Source organism: Mycobacterium sp. NPDC006124, from assembly GCF_040614235.1.
GTDB lineage: Bacteria > Actinomycetota > Actinomycetes > Mycobacteriales > Mycobacteriaceae > Mycobacterium.
The window spans coordinates 34,990-56,397 of sequence record NZ_JBEXUA010000001.1; the positions used below are offsets into that span (position 1 = coordinate 34,990).

Sequence of the window (21,408 nt, forward strand, 5' to 3'; positions counted from 1 at the left end):
TCACACCCTGCCGTGCAGCCGTCGACGTTCCACGACGAACGCGACCAGGTTGAGCGCCAACGCCGCGCCGGACACCACCGGTTGCGGGCCACACAGACGTGGGGGCGCTCCCGACGGCGCCTCGGAGGAGTCGTCCTCGACGAAGGCATTGCCGCTCGTACCAAGGGGTTTGCGTCGGTAGTCGAACAGCGCGGTACCGGGATACAACGTGGCGGACAGCTGCGTGATCCAGTAGCCCGAGGCACCGATCGCGGCTGCGGTCAACGCTCGCGCATCCCACGGTCCGCGTCCCCACAATGCCCACAGTGCTGGCGCTCCCAGAAACACACCCATGCTCATCGACTGGGCGTTGTGAAACTTGGCGTGCGGCGTCCATTCGGGATTGTGGATGTGGGTGTCGTTCCAGTCGAATAGGTAACTGCCCACCGCCGACCAGGTCGAGGTCAGGGTCAACAGGGTCTTGCCAACGCTGATGTGGGTCACGCGCATGATGGTCGGCGCGAGGGGTGACGGTGACCAGCCAATAGCCCGTGAATGGCGTTTTCCGACGTCTGCGTCCCCATCCGTGGCGTCTTGGCCACACCGCCCCATTCCGGAGGGGCCGGTGACGTTCACCGACCTCTCCGCGTTGCCGTTCGTCGACTTTCCGCCGGGGTGGCCCAACCGGGTGCATGCCGACGAGCTCTTCGCGCAGGCTGGCGTCGGGCGCGATGTCGGCATCGAGGTGGCAGACACCGTGGCCGCCCTCGATCTGGTTCGTGGTGGCCTCGGCGTAGCCTTCCTACCGCGCCGATCGTCGAGGGACGCATCGCTGACCCGGGTCCTCGTGCTCGCTCGACCGAGTACGCCGCAGCGGCCCGCGGTCGAAGCGGTCCATCAGGCGCTGCTCGCGTCGAGCGACTATCCGTAGGGCTGCGGTGGACGCGACGGGACGTGGTTGCGCCTGTGGCCAAGCGACGGATCTCGACTCGGTCAAGAGTCGTGGTCCCATGAGTGAGCCACGGATTTGAAGTGCTGAATCGCGAGCTCGAGGTCGGAGATCGCGACGCGTTCGTCGATGGCGTGCATGGCGGTCGGGTGCCCGGGGCCCCACACCACGATCGGGACACCAGGTAGTGCCTGCGCGATGTAGCAACCGTCGGTGAAATAGGTCACCGCCTCATCGGACACAGCGGCGGGAAGTGTCTCCAGCCATGGGGTTTCGGCCGGTGTCCAAACCGCCGGTAAGTCGATCAGGGTATGAAGCTCGTCGATCTCCGGCTGCGAGCCCCACCAGTGCAACAGCTGCTCTTGGTCTCCGACGGTCCGGTGATCGATTACGGCACTGGCAGCAGCCGGGACGACGTTCGGAACCGCTCCGCCGTTCAGCTGTCCGAGGTTCCACGTCGAATGACGCAAATGCGGATGGAAGACCGTCGGCAGCTCTGTCCGTGCGCGCTGGAGTACGTCGAGCAGCTTGTGAATGGCGTTGACGCCGAGGTGCGGTGTGCTGCCGTGAGCGGCCACGCCGCGAGTCATGATCTGCAACCAGAATGCACCGCGGTGGCCGAGGTGGACTGCGTTGGATGTGGCTTCCGGAATGATCACCGCACCGAATCGGTGCTCGGATAGTGCGGGGACGGCGCGTTCGGCCCCAAGTGAACCTACTTCCTCGTCGCTGGTGAGCAACAACGCAAGCGGCGTGTCGTCGCTGGTGTCCGCCAGGGTCGCCAGGGCGGCAACGAGGCCGGCCTTCATGTCTACTGAACCCCTACCGAGGATGTGGCCGTCCGCGACGTCGCCCGCAAGGGGGTCGAATTGCCAGTCGGAGGACACGCCGATTGGGACGGTGTCGACGTGGCACGCGAACAGCAGTCGACTGGCCTGTGGGTGAGCGTCATTGGTCAGCAATACCCATGGATGTGCGCCGTCGAGGTCGCCGTGAACGTGGAGCGCGGGACGAGTGCGCCGGACTTCTGAAATGCAGATGTCCATCACTCGTCGCTGCGCCGCGGCGACCCTTGAAGTGGTGTCGATCGAGACCAGATCGATCAACAGGCCCTGATGATCCATGACGTCCTTTCGGGGGTGCGCAGGGACACCATCACCGACGGGATCATCGAACACCCGGTCCGACGCATGCGGACACCGATGACTCTCGCACGACGAGCTCGGAGCCCAGCGAGGTGCTCGTCAGCTTGCGTCCAGTTGCGCCATCGATGGCCTGTGCGAGCAGCCGGACGCCTTCCGCTGCCATCGCGGCGAGTGGTTGGGCGATGGTGGTCAGCGGCGGAGTGCTCAGGGCGGCGAAGGGAATGTCGTCGAATCCGATGACCACGACGTCTTCGGGCACTGCGACGGACATCTCCCTGCACGCTTGCAGAACGCCGAGCGCAATCAGGTCGTCGGCGCACACGATGGCACCGGGGAGCGACTCCCCGCTGAGAATTCGTCGACCGGCAACTTGCCCCCATTGCACGGTGTAATCGCCCAATTCGATCCACTCGGGGCGCACCGTAATTCTCTGCTTATCAGCGTGTTTGAGGAATCCGGCACGGCGCAGCTCGGTCGACGAGTTCGTCAGCTCCGAGCTGACGAACGCTGCGCTTCGCATGCCGAGTTCGCGTAGATGCGTGACGATCAACGACTGGGCGAAGTCGTCGTCGATCCCGACCCAGTCGGTGTCCGTGTCTCGGGCACGTCTGTCGACCTGCACCACCGGTGTGCGAGCTGACGCCGACCGCACGGCGGACGCACTGTCGGTCTCATGAGTGGGGCTGATGATGATGCCGTCGACCCTCCGCGTCACCAACGAATCCAGACGCCGAGCCTCAATGCCGACATCGGACTGCGCATCGCACAGCAACATCTGCCAACCGCGCTGAGCCAGCGCGTAATCCACGTGTTGGATGAGCGCGGTGAAGAACGGGTTGGAGATGTCGGGAACGATCATGCCGATGGTGTCGGTTCGATTGCGGCGCAGCGAGCTGGCGATGACGTTGCCCGAGTAGCCGAGTTCGGCGACGGCGCTCTCGATGCGAGACGTCAACGCCGGGGAGACATTCGTCGCGCCCGCCAAGGCGCGCGAAACCGTGGCCGTGGACACACCGGCCAGCTCGGCGACCTGCTTGATCGTAGGACGCACCACACCCCCTCGAGTCGACAACCGAAGCCGTTCATTTCTAACACGCTCGTCCACTTTCGTGAAATCGTTTACATGTGCGAAACGCATAGCTCTTGCGATGTTTGGCGATGTGGTGTTATCTCAAACCCTAGCCGATGAGTAATCGATTACATCTGAAGGAGACCGCTGATGAGACGTCGCCTGCGAACCGCCACCGCTGCGCTTCTCGCTTTCGCAACTGTGGGCGCGTCGAGTGCGTGCGGCAGCGATGACGCGGATCGCCAAACCGCAGACGGGCTGACCAAGATCAACATGATCATGGAATGGCCTGTTGCGGATGCCTTTTGGACTCCTTTCCTCGTCGCCAAGGACAAGGGCTACTACAAGGACGCCGGCCTGGACGTAACGATTACTCCACCGCCGACCGTCGCCGACACCATGAAGTTCCTGGGCACGGCCCAGGCGGACATGGCATTCACGACGACTCTCGACGTCCTCTTCGCCCGCGATCAGGACGCGCCCGTGGTCGCTACCGGTTCCTACGGCGGTAGCAACAACTGGGGCCTCATCGCGAAGGCGCCCTTCGATCTCGCCCAAGTCAAGGGGAAGACGGTTGGCATCTACAACGACGCCTGGTCAAAGGCGCAGCTGTCGCTAATGCTGAACTCGGTCGGCCTCAAGCTGTCCGACGTCAAACTCGTCACGGCTGCCGATGACACCGTCCCGTTGCTTCTTCAGGACAAGGTCGACGTCATCACCGGAGTCACGAACGCGGAATCATCGGAGATCCGATCCACGGGTGGCTTCGACCCCTTCTTCATGCCGGCCCGCGACCACGGCGCTCCCAATACTCCGATCTTCGTCGTGGCCGGAAACACCGACTGGCTCAAGAAGAACCCAGATCAAGCCCGCGCCTTCATGGCAGCGTCCATTCACGGTCTCAACGATGCCGTCGAAAACCCCACCGCCGCACTCGAAATCTTCAAGAAGATGTATCCCAGCTCCGACATGGGCTTCGTCACCGATGCGTGGAACACGACGGTCGGAATCCTCAAGCCTCAGCAGCCTCCGCTGGTTCAGAGCGACCAGCAGTGGGAGGGTCTGTTGAAGGCCGCAGTCGACCAGGGCCTGGTCAAGTCGACGGGCGCCCCCAACTCTTACTGGACCAACGACTACCTGCCGAAGTAGAGCGTCCGCATCAGAACCGGAGGAAGGGACTCAAATGATCGATGACACCACCTCGCGGACGATGCCCCCGGGACTCACCGCGCAACCTCCCCAGGGGCTGGTCACCGCACAGCTCCTCGCCCGTGACGTCGCGGAGGCGGCGGCGAACGCAGTGTGGCCGGGCATGACCGAGAAGGACCTGGCCCGGTGGGCAGAGGAGACCCTGCGCGCCGGAGGCTCCACGGGCTTGTGGACGATGGTCAACGTCGGATTCGGCGCCGGGAGCCTGAAGTGCTTCCCCACCGAGATGCCGAGCGATCGCATGCTGTGGAACATCGACTGCGGATACATCGACGTCCACCCGGTGGTCGACGGATGGTGGGGAGACTGCACCCGGACCTTCGTCGTGGGCGACCAACCCGACTACGTCGAAGCCAAGGACCACATCCAGTCCATTCACGACACGGTGCTGGCCGCCGCCTACCCGGGAATGCCGGCAAACGAACTCTGGGGCGCCTTTCACGACCTGGTCGCCGACACGGGATGGAACGCCATGGACCGGCTCGGAAACATCGGCCATTCCATTGGCCAAAATGTCTCCTACACAATGGGATACATCGACCGGCACAACACGACACCCATGTGGGGTGGCTGGGCTGTGGAGCCCTTCATCGGCAATCACAGTTTCGGAGTCAAGGTCGAGGACGTCATCTGGTTCGGCACCGAGGTATGCACCGTCATCCGCTGACAGTCGTCGACGCACCGACCTCGACCACATTCACACTTACACAAGGAAGCGACGAATCCGATGGCACACGTCTTGATCGCCGGCGAATCATGGACCACCACCTCGATCCACACGAAGGGCTTCGATTCCTTCACCACCGTGGCCTACCAGGAGGGCGTCCACGACTTCAAGGCAGCGCTGGAGAACACGGGTCACTCGACCACCTTCATGCCCAATCACCAGGCAGCGCAGTCATTTCCCGGCTCAGTCGAGGAGCTCGCTCAGTACGACGTCGTCGTGCTGAGCGACATCGGGGCCAATACCCTGTTGCTCCCCAACGACGTCTTCATCGGCAGTCAACCCCGCCCGAACCGACTGCGGTCCTTGCGTGACTGGGTCAGGGGTGGTGGCGCGCTGATGATGGTGGGCGGTTACCTGAGTTTCCAGGGAATCGAAGCCAAGGCCAACTACAAGAATTCGCCGTTGGCCGAGGCGTTGCCCGTGTTGATGGAAGACGGCGACGACCGCGAAGAATGCCCCGAAGGGGTCATTCCACAGAAGATTGGCGCCGAGCACCCCTGTACCGCGGGTCTGCCCGCCGCGTGGCCAGCATTGCTGGGGTTTCAGCGTCTTCGTGCACGGTCGGCTTCCGAAGTCCTCGTCCAAGTCAACGGACAACCACTTCTCACGGTCGGTGCCTACGGTCGCGGCCGGTGCGCCGCCTTCGCCAGTGACATCGGTCCTCACTGGGCGCCGGCGGGCTTCACCCAGTGGGACGGATTCGGCCAGCTGTGGGGTCAGACCGCAACGTGGTTGGCCGAGGGGTTCGTCGAGCCGGCGGCTACGTCGCTCACCGGCGAGGCGCTAGCGCGATGAGCCTCGTGTTGAGCGGGGTGTCCCAGAGCTTCGGAAGGATCGAAGCGCTGGCACCAGTCGACGTCGAGGTCGCCTCCGGTGAATTCGTGTCGATCGTCGGCCCCTCGGGGTGTGGCAAATCCACCATCTTCAACATCGTCTCTGGACTTCTCAAACCCACTACGGGTTCGGTGACGTTGGACGGCACACCGATCACCGGCCAGACCGGGCACGTCGGATACATGCTGCAGAAGGATCTGCTCCTGCCCTGGCGAACCGTCCTCGACAACATCGTTCTGGGGGCTGATCTTCGGGGGCGTGCGACCAATCAAGAGCGTCAACGCGCGGCAGACATGGCCGCGCGATATGGCCTAGGCGACTACCTCGACCACTATCCGCACGCACTCTCCGGCGGTATGCGCCAACGGGTCGCAGTCATGCGAACACTCGCCCTCGACCACCCCGTCATGCTGCTCGACGAACCCTTCGGGGCGCTTGACAGCCACACTCGGTTACTGATGCAGCAGTGGCTACTCGACGTCTGGCGCGAGCAGGAGAAGACCATCCTGTTCGTCACTCACGACATCGACGAAGCGCTGTTCCTCTCCGATCGGGTGATCGTCATGTCGCCTCGCCCCGGCCGCGTCCAGGAACTGGTCACCGTCGACCTCCGACGTCCGCGCGACGTCCACCTCACCGCAGAGATCCCCTACACCCGCCTCAAGGGTCGTCTCCTGGACCTCATCTACGGCCGGGCAGCATAGGAGCGCACACGATGCCATCAACCAGGACAGCCAAGAGCGCACGTCTTCTGACTGCCATAGCGATACCGCTGGTGAGTCTCGTCGTCATCGTCGTGGCGTGGGATCTGGCCGTGCGCATCTTCGACATTGCGCCCTACGTGCTACCTAGCCCGCAACGCACTTTCAATGCCCTCCAGGACGATTGGGAGACCCTCCGTGCCGGCACCGTCATCACGAGCAAGGAGTTCATTACCGGCTTCCTCATCGGCGCGGTTGCAGGATTCATCTTCGCGCTTGCCATGTCGTGGTCGAGCCTGGTGCAGCGTCTGCTCTATCCCGTATTGATCACCTCTCAGGCGGTGCCCATCATCGCCGTAGCTCCGGCGCTGGTGATCTGGATGGGATTCGGGTTGGCCCCGAAGCTGACGATCGTCGCCTTGATCGTCTTCTTTCCGGTAGTCGTCAACGTGCTCGACGGATTGGCCGCAGTCGACAAGGATCTCGTCGCCCTCGCCACCGCAATGGGCGGTACGAGGTGGCGGATCTTCCGGTCGGTCACACTCCCCGCCACCCTCACTCCACTGTTCTCCGCCTTGAAGATGACCGCGACCTTCGCCGTCACGGGCGCGGTGCTCGGTGAGTGGACTGCAAGCACGTCGGGCGGGCTCGGAGTGGCCCTGCTGGAGGCACAATCCCGCCTGGACGTCGCTTCGGTCTTCGCGGCGATCGTGCTCCTGGTCATCCTTGGTCTGGCGGCGTTCGGGATCGTCGCGCTCGTCGAGGTGCTCCTGACTCCATGGCGACGATCACCCGTGGCGCCCGCCTGGCGCACGCACTTCAGAAATCGATCACTGTCCGCCGTTCACACACCGGCGCAGGATATGTCGCCGGCGACGTCGGAACTGGCCGCGCCATGATCAGGCTAGCCAGTGTCCAGACAAACCCGGTCATCAACGCGGTCGAGGACAACGTGGAGAAGATGGTGCTTGCCATCGACGACCTGGCACGCGCCGGCGTCCAGCTCGCCGTCTTCCCCGAACTTTCCACCACCGGCTACATGTTCGACAGTTACACAGAAGCCCGCGCAGTGGCCGAAGAAGTACCGAGCGGGCCGACGGTGCAACGGCTGCTGCAAGCCTGCGCCGACAACGACATGCACATCGTGTTCGGTATTGCCGAGAAAGCCGGGGAACGTCTCTACAACTCGAGCGCCATTCTGGGTCCGCTCGGTTACATCGGTACGTACCGAAAGCTGCATCTCTGGGACAACGAGAACACCATCTTCACTCCTGGCGACCTCGGCCTGCCAGTCTTCGTCACTGCGCTAGGCAAGATCGGGATCCTCATCTGTTACGACATTTGGTTCCCGGAAGCGGTTCGCGCACTGACGCTCTCCGGGGCTGACCTGCTCTGCGTGCCCACCAATTGGGTGCCACTCGTCGCGGGCAACAACGAAAGTGATACGGCGATGGCCAACATTCTGTGCATGGCGAACTCCCACTGCAACGGGCTACCCATCGTCGCCGCAGATCGGTGCGGACAAGAGCGAGGGCAATTGTTCCTCGGCCGAAGTGTCATCACACACGCAAGCGGCTGGCTTGCGGCCGGTCCCGGACCCGCTGACATCGAGGACGTCCTGATCGTAGACATCGACGTCGAGAACACCGCAAGCGCACGTCAATGGAGTGAGTTCAACAACCCCCTGACCAACAGGCGCCCGGACACCTACCGGTTGATTGGCCCCTGATGTCGGAGCAACCGCTGCTCTGATCGGGTGGCACTCCAGGGACCGGCACGGCGCCTAACGGCGACCTGGCGCATCCTGGGGTGGCCGACACCGACGGACGCGGTGGAGCCATAATCGAAGCCGTTGCATCGTCGCGGATGTCGCGTCGAAGGTATCCGATTCCATGGGCGCCGTCGGCGGTGGTCCGTCGTCGAGGATCCACGCGGGCGCGCCCCAGCACAATGCTTGCGCGAGATTGGCCTCGATGGGACGTCGAGGCGGTGTGTCGTCGTCGTTCATGTTGCGCCCTTCTGCCGGTGGATACGTCAGCCGACGCGTTCACTCGGCGATGTCTCGGTAGGGGACACGACTACGTGATGGCCGGCTGCCTGTGTGGAACGTCAAGCAGCAGTGCGGTGTTGGAGGGATCGGCACTCAGCTGTCCTGCCTCGATCCGGCGGGCGAGACGTACCACGTGCTCGTTGTAGGGTGCGCGCTGGCCGTGACGATTCAACGTTTCGACGACATGACCGTTGAGTTCGTCGATCTCTGCGCGTCGTCCCTTGCGCCAGTCTTGGAGCACCGTGGTGAGGGTGTCGGCGAACGTGTACTCCTTCAGGACGACTCGCAACAGATCCTCGGCGTATTGCGCAGGGGAAGCGACTTCGCGGTCGGTCATATTCATGATGGGCATCAATTGGCAACCGTCGGCCAGGGCCGCGGAGGCTGCCTCGCGACAGCATTCGGTCATGAAGGCAAGCACGTCGGGGTGCGAAGCCGCCTCGGCCAACGGGAGATTCAAGATGGCCGACGGCACCAACTCACCAGCGTTGGCGACCAGCTTCATCCACTTCGAGGAGCGGATGTCGTCGGATAGTTCGACCGTGCCGGCGTGGGCCAGAAGGCGCTGGACGACGACGGCCTTGTCGCGATGCTCTGGAGAAAGCGCACCCACGGCGAACCAGGAATGCTCGGGTGCGTTCTGTCTGGTCACCACGCCCGGTTCGAACATGTTGGAGGCCATCTCGATGACTGCGCCGATGGTGCGCGACGCTCCGACGATGGACGCCACGTCGTCGATGCTCATGCCGTTCTGTAGGCCGACGACGACTCCGTCGGGCGACAGCACGGGCTTGATGAGCTCGACAGCCCACCGCGTGTCGTAGGCCTTCGTCACGAGGAAGACGATGTCGAACGGTTCGCGAATCTCGGCGACTTCACACAGATGGAGTGCCGGTATCCGGGTGATCTCGGTGCGATCGGGCATGTGGATCTCCACGCCACGCGACCGGATGGCATCGACGTGTCGAGGCCACTGTTCGATCAGAGTGACGTCCAAACCGGCCCGGGCGAGGTCGGCCGCCACCCCCGATCCCTGTGCACCCGCGCCGACGAACGCGATCCTCGGTGACTTCACCATGGGCGACCTTCCCGACCGCGTCTAGCTTCACTGAACACAACGTAAGCGGGGACCACACGTCTGGGCAACCCCCGGATTACCACGACATGCTCCGGCGTTCGTGTCCACCCGAATACGCGCGCACCGCGGTGCTTCGACATCTGCACGAGCCCAAGGCCGGTCAGCGGCAACCTTCGGATCCACGGTTTCAGCGGAAGAACGCCCGCCACATCGCCACACCTTGTGCGTCTTCCCGCCCTTACCGTACAGTTCTACTGAACAGCTAGGGGTGACCCTGTTCACAACGGGGGTCCAGACGTTGATGTCGTCACAGCGAGAGCGAAGCGAACCATGCCACTAACGGATTCACGGTCGGAACGGGTCGAAGAGGCGCCCACCAGCACGAACGGGCCCCGGCTTTCGGTGTCGAAGGGCCTCGTCACCGTCGGTGTGGCAACAGCGCTGCTCTTCCTCGTCGGGGGCGTCATCGAACCCGCAAGCGTGTCGTTCACGTCGTTCTCGGGCATGCTCCCCGTCGCCGCGGTCCTGGCAATCGCCGGACTCGGGCAAATGCTCGTCGTCCAGCAGGGCGGCATCGACCTCTCGGTGGCCGGGGGAATCTCACTGGCGGTCGTCATGGTCACCCACATTCCCAACGGCGACAGTTCGCTGCTGCTCCCCGCTATCGGACTGGCCCTCGTCTTCGCCGTCCTCGCGGGCTTGCTGAGCGGGGTGCTGATCGCCACTCTCGGTCTCAACCCGATCATCGCGACGTTGGGTACCAACGCCGTGCTCTACGGCGTCGACCTCGCCATCTCCAGCGGTCGTCCGCGAACCACGACCGATGCGTTGGCGGGCATCGGAGGTGGGTCGACCCTGGGCATCCCGAATTCGGTGTTCTTCGCGGTCGTCGCGTTGATCGTGGTCGCCGTGTTCGTGAAACGCACGGTCCCCGGGCGCCGTTTCGAGGCGATCGGCGCGAACCGGCGGATGGCGCGAGCGGCGGGTCTGCGGATTCGCCTCCACCAGTCGTTGGCTTACGTGTGGGCGCAGCTGTTGTACTGCCTCGCAGGCATTCTCATCGCGGGCGTGACGTCGATGCCGTCACCCTACGCGGGTGACACCTACCTCCTTCCGTCCATCGCGGCCGTCGTCCTCGGCGGTACGTCACTACTCGGTGGTCGCGGTTTTGCGCTGCCTACGGTCATCGCGGCCGTGTTCCTCCAGCAGCTCATCCAGTTCGTCACCGTGCTCGGCGTGTCGTCGGCCATCTCGCCTCTGGTGCAGGCCGCTGCGCTGGCGATCGGCATCTCGCTCTACACGGTCAACTGGAGGGCAATCCTCACTCCGTTCACCGCGCGGACCAAGACCGCCGCGGCACCAGCCTGATCGTCGTCGACAACCGAGCCCAGGGAGACGAAGCCCATGACAAGACGGTCCACGGTCGTGTTCGGATCGATCGCCGCAGTGGCCACCCTGGTGGGTGGCTGCTCGTCCGCCTCCGAGACGGCGGCACCAGCCGTCCGCGATGCGGCAGCGGCACAGTCGGTTCCGTCGTGGTGCGGTCCCAAGCCGATCGAATTCGGGCTGCTCGACGGAAACGGAGGCAACAGCTGGCGGCTGGTGGCGACGGCGACGGGCAAGGAGGAGACCGCGAAGTGCCCCAGTGTGAAGGGGTTTCGATACGCCGACGGGCAGGGCAACACCCTCAAGGCCATCTCCGACATCAAGGGCATGGTGGCCGCGGGCGTCGACGCGATGGTGGTGTTCCCCGATGCGGGCAAGGCAGTTCTGCCGGCCCTGACCGCCGCGTACCAGGAAGGTGTCGTCACCGTTCCCTACCGCGTCGACCCGGGCGGTCGGGCCGGGGTCAACTACGACGAGTGGATTGGCGACGACTTCGCCAACGACGCCCACAACTGGGCGGCCTGGATCAAGAAGAACGTTCCCAAGGGCGCGAACATCTTGTTCCTAGGCGGGCCTGCGGGATCCAGCCAGAGCACCACCGAATACGAAGCCCTGAGCGGCGATCTCGGCTCGGACTACACGTTCATCGGCCAGACTCCGTTTCAGCCGACCAACTGGGAACCGACGCTGACCCAGCAGCTGCTCACGGCCGACATCGCGAAGTATCCCAAGATCGACGTGATCGTGTCCGACTTCGGGCCGACGCTCGTCAGTGCATTGCCGCTGTTCGCCAAGAGCGGCCGACCCATCCCCGCGCTGACGACGTCGGACGGCAACTCACTGAGCTGCTTCTGGGCGGACAGTCAGAAGACCAGTCCGTTCGACATGATCACCGTCACGACCGGAAACGACAACGTGCGGTTGGCCATTCAACACGCGGTGGCTCTCGCGACGGGCGGCCAGCCTCCTGCCGAGAAGGCGTTCAAGGGTCCCGTCTTCGAGGACTCGACCGACCCGGCCAAGCCCGTGCAGTGTCGCCGCGACCTGCCCCCAGACACCTATCTGTCCGCGACGATGCCCGGCGACCAACAGGCGGGGCTCGACGGATGACGCCAGGGACACCGAGACGAAGGACGATGCAATGACTCAGCCGAACGTCGACGTCATGACCGTCGAGAGGGCCGGTGACGCGGCACTCGAACTGGCGGGCGTCTCGAAGCACTACGCCGGCGTCTCCGCGCTGACCGACGTGTCGTTGGTCGTGTTGCCGGGGGAGGTGCACGCCGTCCTGGGTGAGAACGGCGCCGGCAAGTCGACCTTGATGGGCGTCGCCACCGGCGCCGTCGCCCCCGATGCGGGTGTCATCACGGTGCGCGGTGAGGTCGCGACGGGTCTTGACCCCAAAACCGCGGCGCAGCTGGGTATTTCGATCGTGCACCAACACCCTGCTGTGCTACCGGATCTGACGGTGCTCGAAAACCTGCAGGTTGCGCTGCCCGACGAGGTCTTCGCCGCCGGGCCGACGAACGACGTGGCGCGCGCCATCCTCGACGGAGTGGGACTTTCGGTCCACCTCGGCGACCGGGTCGAGTCCCTCACGCTGGCCGAGAAGCACCTGCTGGAGATCGCCAAGGGTTTTGCCGTCACGCCGAAGGTCCTCGTCCTGGACGAACCGACGGCGCCACTGGCGGCGGACGCGGCAGACATGCTCTTCCGCCGGATCCGCGACGTCGTCGCCGAGGGCACGGCGGTCGTCTACATCACCCACCGGATGGCCGAGGTGCGGGAGCTGGCCACCAGGGTGACGGTCCTGCGCGACGGTCGGGTGCGCGGCACCTCCACCGTGGACGCGATCACCGACGGTGAGCTGCTGGAGCTCATCGTGGGCCGCAAGCTCGAGTCGACGTTTCCCGACAAGCACACGGCGAGGACCGACGACTCGCCCAACCTCGTCATCGACGAGCTTTGCGGACCGGGCTTCGACTCGATATCGGTGTCCGCCACACCCGGCGAGATCATCGGGATCGCCGGAGTCGTCGGCAACGGCCAGAGCGAACTACTCAGGGCGTTGGCGGGCTTGGAGAACTTCACCGGGACCGTCACCGTCGGCGGCGGGGTGCACGCGGCGCGAAGTCTGCTGCACCGCAGTGCCTTCGTGCCCGCTGACCGACAGGCCGAAGGCCTGGCGATGAGCCTGTCGGTGCGGGAGAACGCCGCGTTGTCGGCACTGAAGTCGTTTACCAGCGGACCACTGATGAACCGTCGCCGGGAGAACACCTCCGTTCGGGAGTCGTTGCAGTCTCTCTCGGTCAAGGCGCCGTCGATGGAGGCCGCCGTCTCGGCCCTCTCCGGTGGCAATCAGCAGAAGGTGGTCATCTCGCGCGCCTTGCTCTCCGAGCCGGTGCTGCTGGTGGCCGACGAACCCACCCAGGGCGTCGACGTCGGAGCGCGTGCCGAGATCTACGGCATCCTGCGGGACGCCTCGGCGCGGGGCGTGCCGGTGATCGTGGCGTCCTCGGACGCCAAGGAACTCGAAGGTCTTTGCGACCAGGTGCTGGTCATGTCGCGCGGCCACGTGGTCGAGACCCTCGCCGGAGCCGACGTCACCGAGGAGCGGATCGTCTCCGCCGCCGTGACGTCGACGGCCGAGACGGTGGCGGTGGCTGCGGCGCAGCGAGAGGCGGGCAGCTCGGGATTCAGCCGGCTGCTCGCCGGGGATTACTCCCCGGTCATGCTGCTCCTGGTGTTGATGGTGGTGCTGGGTGCCTGCATCGCGCCGGGAAGCGAGCGCTATCTGTCGAGTTTCAACATCTCGACGATCCTGACGGCCGCCACGGCGATCGGGCTGATCGCGATGGGGCAGACCATCGCCCTGCTCATCGGCGGCATCGACCTGTCGGTGGGTCCGCTCGCCGGACTGCTGGTGGCGATCTCGTCGTTCTTCGTCGTCGACGGTGCGTCCGCGACGACCGTCATCCTCGGCCTGGTGGCGATGTTGGTCGTCGCCGCCGTGGTGGGCGCCATCAACGGATCACTCATCCGCTTCGGCAAGTTCACCCCGATCGCCGCGACGCTGACGCTCTACATCGCCCTGGGCGGGGTGGCGTTCCTGCTACGCCCCACGCAGGACGGGTACGTCAGCACCGCATTCCAGAACGCGGTCAACTTTCGGGTGGGCCCGCTGCCGGTGGCCTTCGTGGTGTTCGTCCTCATCGCGGTCGGGATGGAGTACGTCCTGCGCCGGCGCCGGATCGGCTGGAACCTGCGGGCCGTGGGTTCCGACGAGGCGTCCGCGCGCCGCATCGGCATCGGAGTCAACAGGACCGTCATCCTCGCCTCCGTGGGCTCGTCGCTGTTCGTCTTCCTCGGCGCACTGATGTTCATGGGCCAGTACGGTATTGGCGATCCCGCCCAGGGGTCGGCCTTCACCCTGACCAGCGTCACGGCGGTCGTGCTCGGTGGCACCAGCCTGCTCGGGGGCCGCGGCACGTTCATCGGCACATTGGTGGGTGCGGTCGCCCTGCAGCAGCTGCTCAACGCCACCGCGGTGCTCAACCTCGGCTCTGCCGCACAGTACTTCTTCCAGGGTGCGCTCATCCTCATCGCCGCAGTTCTCTACACCGTGGCGCGGTCGCGCCGCGGCACCCGCGTCTAGACAACACGCAATCGAAGGGACTTCACATGGACACTGGTACGGCAACATTCGGCACCAACGCCGTCGACTGGGAGAGCCGGATCGACTTCGACCGCCTTCGTGCGGAGCGTCTGGGGCGGTTGAAGGTCGAACTCGAGAAGTCCGACCTCGGCGCCGTGCTGGCCTTCGACTTCTCGAACATCCGGTACATGTCCGCCACCCACATCGGCACGTGGGCGATGGACAAGATGATTCGGTTCTCGCTGCTGACCCGGAACTCGGACCCGATAGTGTGGGACTTCGGCTCCGCGGCGCGGCACCACCAGCTGTACAACCCGTGGTTGTCGACGACGACGGCCGAGATGGACGCCGACCCCCACGCACCTCACCACGGCGCAGTCCGGCCGCGCATCGAATCCGGTGCGCGAGCAGGTATCTCGACCCTGCGCGGGGCGTTCAACCCGGACGCCGGCATCGCCGACGAGGTGGCCCGGAAGATCAAGCGCGAACTCGAACGCTTCGAACTCATCGGCGAGCCGCTCGGGGTCGACGTGATCGAGCTGCCCATTCTCTTCGCCCTGCAGAAGGCGGGCATCGACGTGGTCGACGGCCAGCAGGTCTTCCTGGCAGCGCGCGCGATCAAGACACCCGACGAGATCTCCCTGCTGACGCAGGCCGCGTCGATGGTCGACTCCGCCTACGACAAGCTCTATGAATTCCTGCGGCCCGGCGTCCGGGAGAACGAGACCGTCGGCTTGGTCGCCAAGACCCTCTACGATCTCGGCTCGGAATACGTGGAGGGAGTCAACGCCATCTCCGGCGAGCGCTGCTCACCGCACCCGCACGTCTATTCCGACCGGATCATCCGGCCGGGTGACCCTGCGTTCTTCGACATCCTGCACAGCTACAACGGATACCGGACCTGCTACTACCGGACGTTCGCGGTGGGCTCGGCCAGCAGCGCGCAGCACGACGCCTACACGCGGGCACGGGAGTACATGGACCGCGCCATCGCGCTGGTGCGGCCCGGGGCTACCACCGCCGACATCGTCTCGGTGTGGCCCACCGCCCAGGAATTCGGCTTCCCCGACGAGGAAGCGGCGTTCGCACTGCAGTACGGCCACGGTGTCGGCCTGTCGATCTGGGAGAAGCCGATCTTCTCGCGGCTGGTGTCCCTGGACCATCCCGAGGTCCTCGTCGAGGGCATGTTCTTCGCGCTGGAGACGTACTGGCCGTCGGCCGACGGGATCGGCGCCGCCCGCATCGAGGAGGAGGTCGTGGTGACGGCGACGGGCTGCGAGGTGGTCACCAAGTTCCCGGCCGAGGAACTGCTGGTCACCGGTCAGCGGTACTACTCGGTCGGTGGGCAGCTGCCGGTAGTGCGCAATTCGCAGTCGCACCTGAACACCGCCGCGGGGCGCGGCGAGGAGGGCTGATGCGCGCGTCGGTCTACCACGGTGCGCACGACGTCCGCGTCGAGGACGTCCCAGACCCCGTCCGCAAGCCCGGTGAGGCGATCCTGCGGGTGCTCCGCAGCGGGGTGTGCGGAACGGATGCCACCGAGTGGTCGAGCGGCCCGAAGACGTTCCCCGTCAACAGCGTTCATCCCGTCACCGCGCACAGCGGGCCGATGATCCTCGGCCACGAGTTCGTCGGTGAGGTGGTCGAGGCGGCCGACGGCGGACGCTACGGCCTCGGCGAGGTCGTCGCGTCGGGCGCGGGCGTGTCATGCGGGCACTGCGGTCGGTGCCGGGAGGGTCGTACCAACCTCTGCGACGTCTACTACACGTTGGGACTCAACACCGGTGGCGGCATGGCCGAGTACGTGTCGGTGCCCGAGCGGGTCCTGACCCCGGTGCCCGCCGAGATGCCTCTCGACCGCGCGGGACTCGCCCAGCCGATGGCCGTCGGCCTGCATGCGGCCAGGCGTGCGGGAGCCTCCGACGGGGACCGCGTGGTCCTGATCGGCGCGGGCGCGATCGGCTCGTTCGTGTTGGCCGGGCTCAAGTCCCTGGCCGACGTCGACGTCACCGTCGTCGACTTCCCCGGATCTCGGCTGGAGCGTGCGGAGCGACTCGGCGCCGCCCGGACGGTGGCAGCTGGGACCGACGCCGTGTCGGAACTGCGTGGAGTCGAGGTGGTCATCGAAGCCAGCGGCGCGCCAGGCCAATTGAACAACGCGATCTCGATGGTGCGCGCCGGCGGGACCATCCTGCAGGTTGGTCTGCCGTCGCGGCCGCAGGAGGTGGACGTGCACACGCTGGTGATGCGGGAGATCTCCCTTCTCACCACACTGGCGCACGTGTGCGGCGAGGACCTCGGAGCGGCGCTGGAGATCCTGTCGACGACCGATCTCGCCAGCGAGGTGCTGGAGTCGGTGCACCCGCTGGAGGACCTACCCGAGCAGCTGGAATTACTGGCCACCGGAAAGTTGGAGGGCAAGGTGCTCTTCGACCCGCGGGCCGCCACGACGAAGGAGGACCGATGAAGGCACTGCAGTACCGAGAGCAGGGCGTGGCCACCGTCGCGGAACTGGGCGTTCCTCGGATTGCGGCGGGCGAGGTCCTGGTGGCCGCGCGCTCGGTCGGGGTCTGCCACTCCGACATCGAACTGCTGGAGGGGCGCTACATCATCCCGTTCGCCTATCCGCTGATCCCCGGCCACGAGTGGTCGGGCGAGGTCGTCGCGGTGGGCGACGATGTCACCGGCTTCGCGCCCGGTGATCGGGTGGTCGGGGAGTGCGTGATCGGCGAGGACCACTTCGGCTTCTCGATCAGCGGTGCGGCGGCGGAGTTCTTCGTCGCCCGTCCGGAGTGGCTGCACCGCCTTCCCGACGAGTTGTCCCACACGATGGGCGCACTGGTCGAGCCGTTCAGCGTGGCGTACTACGCCTTGGTGCGAGCCGGTGGGGTCGACGCCAGTGACACGGTGGTCGTTCTCGGCGCGGGTCCGGTGGGACTGGCGGTGGTGGCGGCTGCGGCGGCGATGGGCGCGGTGGTCGTCGTAGCCGAACCGTCCGAGGACCGACGCGCGTACGCGAGATCCCATGGTGCACATCACACCGTGGCACCTGAGCGCATCGACGACGTGCTCGCCACCCTGGGCCGCGACGGTGGGGCCGACCTGGTCGTGGAAGCCAGCGGCCGACCCGAGGTGATGGCGAGGGCGCTCGAGCTGGTGACGTTCCGCGGCCGTGTCGCCTACATCGGCATCGACGTCGGCAGGGAGGCGCCCGCGAAGCTGGGCCTGATTCAGTCCAAGGAGCTGAGCATCACGGGTTCCATTGGCTCGCCGGGGGTTTGGCCCGAAACCCTTCGTTTCCTAGCCAACAGCGGCATCGACCTGACGGGGATCGTCACGCAGCGTTTCGGCATCGACGACGCCGTGGCGGCTCTCGATGCCGCTCAGCACCCCGAGTCGACGATCAAGGCGCACATCGAGCTGACCGCTCAGCTCACGGGATGACCCGCGCGGCGCGGTACCGCGCGGCGTAGTCGAAGAAGCTGTCCCTGGTGTCGCGAGTGGCCGTGAAACCCGCCTTGCGGCTCTTGTTCATGTCGGTGAGGACCTCGATGTTGCGGCCGAGGTCGCCATCGGTGTGCCACCAGGAAGCCACCCGGGACAGGTCCGACTCCACCAGGCCGTGCTCGTCGGCGATTTCGCGCCACGTTCCCTCCATGCCGACCATTGCCTTCTCCAGAGTGCGCGGCTCACCCGAGAAGCCCTCCCACTCCAGCCCGAAGTGCTCGGCGACTTGCGGCCACAGCCATCGCCACCGGAACGCGTCGCCGTTGGCGATGTTGAACGCCTGGTCGCGACCCGCGTCGTTGCTTGCTGCCCAGAGGATTTGCTCGGCCAACAGCTCCGCGTCGGTCACGTCCGTGACGCCGTTCCACTGTGTCTCGGAGCCGGGGAAGACGAACGGCAGTCCACGTTTCTGGCAGATGGCGGCATAGGCGCACAGCGTCGCCACCATGTTCATCGCATTGCCGGTCGCATAGCCGAACACGGTGTGCGCCCGGTGCACGCTCCAGGTGAACCCGTTGCGCGCCGCGGAGCTGAAGAGCTCGTCCTCCTGGGCGTAGTAGAAGTTCGGCGCGTCGAGCCTGGGCTCCTCCTCGTGGAACGGCGTGTCGGGCATCTCGCCGGTGGCATAGGCCTCGAACGGGCCGAGGTAATGCTTGAGACCCGTCATGAGTGCGACGTGTCGCGTCGACTTCGAGGACTCGAGCGCGCCCAGCAGATTGCGCACCGCCCCGCCGTTGACGGCGATGTTCTCGGCTTCGGTGTCCTTGCGGGTCCATGCGGTGATCGCCACGAGTTCGGGGTTCACCCCGTCGAGCGCACGAGAAAGTCCGTCCGGATCACCGAGGTCGGCCTGCACGGGGGTGACGCCGTCGATGGCTGAGCCGCTGCGCGACAGGCCGAAGGTCTCCCATCCGTCGGCGAGCAGGCTGCGCGCTACTGCTTGGCCGACGATTCCGGTCACTCCCACGACCAGGGCGCGGCCTCGGTTCGAGTCAACGGTCATGGAATTCCTCCATCGTGGGCTTGGCGCAGGTGCGCCCGACACAAATATTGATGTTCAGTGTAGCTGAACGAATATCCGAGGGCTCGCGGGGTACGGGCGCCTAAAGCGGCCTGTCGGTCACGTCAATTCGCTGTTCACAGCGCGCGGCGTACAGTACTGCTAACGTTTGCTCAGGCGCGCCGGCACCGCCGGAACGTCACGCGGAGCTCAGCGAACGGTAGGGACACGATGGATCAATTGGGCCCTCGACTCAAGGCCATCAGGACGCAGGCGGGGGTGTCGCTGCGCGAACTCGCCCGGCAGGCGGACGTATCCCCGTCGCTGGTGTCGCAGATCGAGAACGGCAAGTCCCAGCCCTCCGTCGCGACGCTGTACGCCTTCTCGAAAGTCCTCGACATCTCCGTCGACGAGTTGTTCGAGGACGATTCCACCGCCGCCCCGGTCGCGGCGGCGCGTAGCCGAGGAACGTCCAACGGCTCCAACGGCTCCAACGGACGGCTTGATCCTGTCCACGCTTGGCGTCCCACCGAATACGCGAACCGAGTGTCGGTCGTACACCCCTCGCACCGCCCGTCACTGGCGATGGCCGACGGTGTGATGTGGGAACGCCTTGCGGCAACGCCCGAACACGGCGTCAACTTCATGAAGATCACCTATGCGCCGGGCGCCACCTCGAGCGACGGTGATCACCTGTCGGTCCACGACGGCTACGAGTACGGCTTCGTGGTGGCGGGCGAGGTCGAGATCACGGTGGGCGACGAGGTCTTCCTGCTGCGCCAGGGTGAATCGCTGGGCTTCGACTCGAGCATTCCCCACGTTCTGCGCAACCCCGGTCCACAACAGTTCGAGGGCATCTGGTTCGTGCACGGCCGCGCCCACTGAGGGTTCGACGATCGAGACCGGCTACTCGAAGACCTCCGGATGGCGCGCCAACTGGAGGCGGGTGCGACGGATGTGGCCCAACAGAACGCGCTCAGCCTCCTCGCAGTCCTGCTCGCGGATCGCCGTCACCAGCATGTGGTGCTCGTCATGGAGGATGCGGTTGCCGTCGAGGTCGAGGAGGCGGGTGAACGCGCGCCGGTAGTGCTGGGTGGTGTTCCACAGCCGCTCGACCGTCGGCCCGAGGAAGCCGGTGTCCGCCCCTGCATAGCTACCGAGGTGAAAGGCGCGGTCCAGTTCGAGGAACTCCTCGACGTCGCGGACGCGTTCCATTGCCTCGACCAGCTCGGTGAGCCGGTCGATCTGGTCGTGACGCAGGGCAGGCATGCTGTAGCGCAGCAGAAGTGGTTCGATCCGTTCGCGCACCTGGTAGAGCTCGACGCACTCGTCGAGGCTCAGTCGGGCGATCCATGCGCCGGTGTTGGCCACGGTGGTGATCAGGCCCTCGGACTCCAGGGTTCGCAACGCCTCACGCACGGGCACGCGGCTGGCTCCGAACTGGGCGGCGAGCTCCTCCTGGCGCAATCGCGTGCCCGGCGGATATTCGCCATGGAGGATCGCTGATCGCAACTCGTCGGCGACGCGGGCGCCGGTGACACCGTCCCGGACGCGACTTACCTCGCCGGCTGATTCGGGTTCCATAGCAGCACCTCGGCGTCCGTCTCGTAGGCCTTGCCGTTCGGAAAGCTCACCAGCTCGAACTGCATCCCCCACGGGCTCAGAAAGTACACCCAGTGTTGTCCTTCACTCGCGCCGCGGCTCGGGGTCGGCTCGCCGAGTACCCGAACATTCTCGCCGCGAAGGTAATTCACGGCGGCGTCCAGGTCGTGGACGTAGAACGCAAGATGGTGGCCGCCGATGTCGCTGTTCCGCGGAATGGGGGCCTGCCCGTCGGCGGGTTCGTACTGGAACACCTCGAAGTTGGCTCCCGTGCCGCACCGGTAGAAGCGCAGTCGTCGCATCACCGTGCGCGGGTGCACGTTGAGATGCTCGCGCATCCAGTCGTCGTCGTGTTCGAACGGACCGAGCGAGTAGACGTGGGTGCAGCCGAGGATCCGGACGAAGAAGTCGTGAGCCTCCTCGAGATCCGGCACGGTGAATCCGATGTGGTCGGTGCCGACCAGGCCAGGTAGGGGCATGTCACTCCTCGAAGATCGTGGATCCAATATTGATCACA

At 65.4% G+C, this 21,408-nt stretch carries 21 protein-coding genes; 14 read left to right on the forward strand and 7 right to left on the reverse strand.

From position 1 onward, the window contains the following. A complete protein-coding gene (locus tag ABZ195_RS00165; protein ID WP_355213757.1) occupies window positions 1-483 on the reverse strand; it encodes a DUF6640 family protein in 483 nt (160 codons plus the stop codon). Between the two features lie 7 nt (window positions 484-490). Between ABZ195_RS00165 and ABZ195_RS00170 the strand changes: the two genes are divergently transcribed. Continuing rightward, window positions 491-910: a LysR substrate-binding domain-containing protein gene (locus tag ABZ195_RS00170; protein WP_355214878.1), complete on the forward strand. Its 420-nt coding sequence runs from the start codon at window positions 491-493 to the stop codon at window positions 908-910. Window positions 911-972: 62 nt separating this feature from the next. Here ABZ195_RS00170 and ABZ195_RS00175 read toward each other — a convergent pair whose 3' ends face one another. Continuing rightward, window positions 973-2,106, reverse strand: coding sequence for a M20/M25/M40 family metallo-hydrolase (locus ABZ195_RS00175; protein ID WP_355213758.1), 1,134 nt, complete (start codon window positions 2,104-2,106; stop codon window positions 973-975). After that, the gene (locus ABZ195_RS00180; RefSeq protein ID WP_355213759.1) at window positions 2,096-3,124 is read right to left on the reverse strand and encodes a LacI family DNA-binding transcriptional regulator; all 1,029 of its coding nucleotides are present in this window, start codon (window positions 3,122-3,124) and stop codon (window positions 2,096-2,098) included. Before ABZ195_RS00180 ends, ABZ195_RS00175 begins: the two co-directional genes overlap by 11 nt. A 168-nt stretch (window positions 3,125-3,292) precedes the next feature. On the opposite strand from ABZ195_RS00180, the gene ABZ195_RS00185 reads away from it, so the two are divergent. The 6 genes from ABZ195_RS00185 to ABZ195_RS00210 all read left to right on the forward strand — a co-directional run bounded on the left by ABZ195_RS00185 (window position 3,293) and on the right by ABZ195_RS00210 (window position 8,342). After that, window positions 3,293-4,291 (forward strand): ABC transporter substrate-binding protein, encoded by a 999-nt coding sequence (locus ABZ195_RS00185; protein ID WP_355213760.1) that lies wholly within the window; start codon window positions 3,293-3,295, stop codon window positions 4,289-4,291. A gap of 34 nt (window positions 4,292-4,325) precedes the next feature. Then, window positions 4,326-5,018 (forward strand): M24 family metallopeptidase, encoded by a 693-nt coding sequence (locus ABZ195_RS00190; protein WP_355213761.1) that lies wholly within the window; start codon window positions 4,326-4,328, stop codon window positions 5,016-5,018. 60 nt (window positions 5,019-5,078) lie between these two features. Further along, window positions 5,079-5,873, forward strand: a complete 795-nt coding sequence (locus tag ABZ195_RS00195) for a glutamine amidotransferase (RefSeq protein WP_355213762.1) — start codon at window positions 5,079-5,081, stop codon at window positions 5,871-5,873. After that, complete coding sequence (locus tag ABZ195_RS00200) at window positions 5,870-6,616, forward strand: ABC transporter ATP-binding protein (protein ID WP_355213763.1); 747 nt, start codon at window positions 5,870-5,872, stop codon at window positions 6,614-6,616. The genes ABZ195_RS00195 and ABZ195_RS00200 overlap by 4 nt, the downstream gene beginning before the upstream one ends. Before the next feature lie 71 nt (window positions 6,617-6,687). Further along, window positions 6,688-7,512, forward strand: a complete 825-nt coding sequence (locus tag ABZ195_RS00205; RefSeq protein ID WP_355213764.1) for an ABC transporter permease — start codon at window positions 6,688-6,690, stop codon at window positions 7,510-7,512. Then, window positions 7,401-8,342 carry a nitrilase-related carbon-nitrogen hydrolase gene (locus tag ABZ195_RS00210; protein ID WP_355214880.1) on the forward strand — a complete coding sequence of 314 codons (942 nt, stop codon included), beginning with the start codon at window positions 7,401-7,403 and terminating at the stop codon, window positions 8,340-8,342. Before ABZ195_RS00205 ends, ABZ195_RS00210 begins: the two co-directional genes overlap by 112 nt. 349 nt (window positions 8,343-8,691) lie before the next feature. Here the strand turns inward: ABZ195_RS00210 and ABZ195_RS00215 are convergent, their stop codons facing one another. Next, entirely contained in the window at window positions 8,692-9,738 is a 1,047-nt protein-coding gene (locus ABZ195_RS00215) for a 2-dehydropantoate 2-reductase (RefSeq protein ID WP_355213765.1), read from the reverse strand. Window positions 9,739-10,071: 333 nt separating this feature from the next. On the opposite strand from ABZ195_RS00215, the gene ABZ195_RS00220 reads away from it, so the two are divergent. From ABZ195_RS00220 to ABZ195_RS00245, 6 genes are read left to right on the forward strand one after another with little or no spacing between them, the layout of a single operon-like run. After that, on the forward strand, window positions 10,072-11,109 hold the full coding sequence (locus ABZ195_RS00220; RefSeq protein ID WP_355213766.1) for an ABC transporter permease: 1,038 nt from the start codon (window positions 10,072-10,074) through the stop codon (window positions 11,107-11,109). 36 nt (window positions 11,110-11,145) lie between these two features. Beyond that, a complete protein-coding gene (locus ABZ195_RS00225; protein ID WP_355213767.1) occupies window positions 11,146-12,237 on the forward strand; it encodes a substrate-binding domain-containing protein in 1,092 nt (363 codons plus the stop codon). A gap of 31 nt (window positions 12,238-12,268) precedes the next feature. Then, window positions 12,269-14,782 carry an ATP-binding cassette domain-containing protein gene (locus tag ABZ195_RS00230; protein ID WP_355213768.1) on the forward strand — a complete coding sequence of 838 codons (2,514 nt, stop codon included), beginning with the start codon at window positions 12,269-12,271 and terminating at the stop codon, window positions 14,780-14,782. Window positions 14,783-14,808: 26 nt separating this feature from the next. Continuing rightward, on the forward strand, window positions 14,809-16,197 hold the full coding sequence (locus ABZ195_RS00235; protein WP_355213769.1) for a Xaa-Pro peptidase family protein: 1,389 nt from the start codon (window positions 14,809-14,811) through the stop codon (window positions 16,195-16,197). Next, on the forward strand, window positions 16,197-17,249 hold the full coding sequence (locus ABZ195_RS00240) for an alcohol dehydrogenase catalytic domain-containing protein (protein ID WP_355213770.1): 1,053 nt from the start codon (window positions 16,197-16,199) through the stop codon (window positions 17,247-17,249). Before ABZ195_RS00235 ends, ABZ195_RS00240 begins: the two co-directional genes overlap by 1 nt. Next, complete coding sequence (locus ABZ195_RS00245; protein WP_355213771.1) at window positions 17,246-18,226, forward strand: zinc-binding dehydrogenase; 981 nt, start codon at window positions 17,246-17,248, stop codon at window positions 18,224-18,226. The genes ABZ195_RS00240 and ABZ195_RS00245 overlap by 4 nt, the downstream gene beginning before the upstream one ends. On the opposite strand, the gene ABZ195_RS00250 is transcribed toward ABZ195_RS00245, so the two are convergent. After that, window positions 18,216-19,292, reverse strand: a complete 1,077-nt coding sequence (locus tag ABZ195_RS00250) for an SDR family oxidoreductase (protein WP_355213773.1) — start codon at window positions 19,290-19,292, stop codon at window positions 18,216-18,218. The two genes, ABZ195_RS00245 and ABZ195_RS00250, sit on opposite strands and share 11 nt — an antisense overlap. Window positions 19,293-19,520: 228 nt before the next feature. Between ABZ195_RS00250 and ABZ195_RS00255 the strand changes: the two genes are divergently transcribed. Next, window positions 19,521-20,174 carry a helix-turn-helix domain-containing protein gene (locus ABZ195_RS00255; RefSeq protein WP_355213774.1) on the forward strand — a complete coding sequence of 218 codons (654 nt, stop codon included), beginning with the start codon at window positions 19,521-19,523 and terminating at the stop codon, window positions 20,172-20,174. A gap of 21 nt (window positions 20,175-20,195) precedes the next feature. Here the strand turns inward: ABZ195_RS00255 and ABZ195_RS00260 are convergent, their stop codons facing one another. Both ABZ195_RS00260 and ABZ195_RS00265 read right to left on the reverse strand, forming a co-directional pair. Then, window positions 20,196-20,873: a GntR family transcriptional regulator gene (locus ABZ195_RS00260; RefSeq protein ID WP_355213776.1), complete on the reverse strand. Its 678-nt coding sequence runs from the start codon at window positions 20,871-20,873 to the stop codon at window positions 20,196-20,198. Continuing rightward, on the reverse strand, window positions 20,846-21,370 hold the full coding sequence (locus tag ABZ195_RS00265) for a VOC family protein (RefSeq protein WP_355213778.1): 525 nt from the start codon (window positions 21,368-21,370) through the stop codon (window positions 20,846-20,848). The genes ABZ195_RS00260 and ABZ195_RS00265 overlap by 28 nt, the downstream gene beginning before the upstream one ends. Window positions 21,371-21,408: the final 38 nt, after the last annotated feature.

Coding starts and splice junctions, on each gene's coding strand:
- ABZ195_RS00170 (WP_355214878.1), top strand. CDS start 491: ATGGTCGGCGCGAGGGGTGACGGTGACCAGCCAATAGCCCGTGAATGG.
- ABZ195_RS00185 (WP_355213760.1), top strand. CDS start 3,293: ATGAGACGTCGCCTGCGAACCGCCACCGCTGCGCTTCTCGCTTTCGCA.
- ABZ195_RS00190 (WP_355213761.1), top strand. CDS start 4,326: ATGATCGATGACACCACCTCGCGGACGATGCCCCCGGGACTCACCGCG.
- ABZ195_RS00195 (WP_355213762.1), top strand. CDS start 5,079: ATGGCACACGTCTTGATCGCCGGCGAATCATGGACCACCACCTCGATC.
- ABZ195_RS00200 (WP_355213763.1), top strand. CDS start 5,870: ATGAGCCTCGTGTTGAGCGGGGTGTCCCAGAGCTTCGGAAGGATCGAA.
- ABZ195_RS00220 (WP_355213766.1), top strand. CDS start 10,072: ATGCCACTAACGGATTCACGGTCGGAACGGGTCGAAGAGGCGCCCACC.
- ABZ195_RS00225 (WP_355213767.1), top strand. CDS start 11,146: ATGACAAGACGGTCCACGGTCGTGTTCGGATCGATCGCCGCAGTGGCC.
- ABZ195_RS00230 (WP_355213768.1), top strand. CDS start 12,269: ATGACTCAGCCGAACGTCGACGTCATGACCGTCGAGAGGGCCGGTGAC.
- ABZ195_RS00235 (WP_355213769.1), top strand. CDS start 14,809: ATGGACACTGGTACGGCAACATTCGGCACCAACGCCGTCGACTGGGAG.
- ABZ195_RS00240 (WP_355213770.1), top strand. CDS start 16,197: ATGCGCGCGTCGGTCTACCACGGTGCGCACGACGTCCGCGTCGAGGAC.
- ABZ195_RS00245 (WP_355213771.1), top strand. CDS start 17,246: ATGAAGGCACTGCAGTACCGAGAGCAGGGCGTGGCCACCGTCGCGGAA.
- ABZ195_RS00250 (WP_355213773.1), bottom strand. CDS start 19,292: ATGACCGTTGACTCGAACCGAGGCCGCGCCCTGGTCGTGGGAGTGACC.
- ABZ195_RS00255 (WP_355213774.1), top strand. CDS start 19,521: ATGGATCAATTGGGCCCTCGACTCAAGGCCATCAGGACGCAGGCGGGG.
- ABZ195_RS00260 (WP_355213776.1), bottom strand. CDS start 20,873: ATGGAACCCGAATCAGCCGGCGAGGTAAGTCGCGTCCGGGACGGTGTC.
- ABZ195_RS00265 (WP_355213778.1), bottom strand. CDS start 21,370: ATGCCCCTACCTGGCCTGGTCGGCACCGACCACATCGGATTCACCGTG.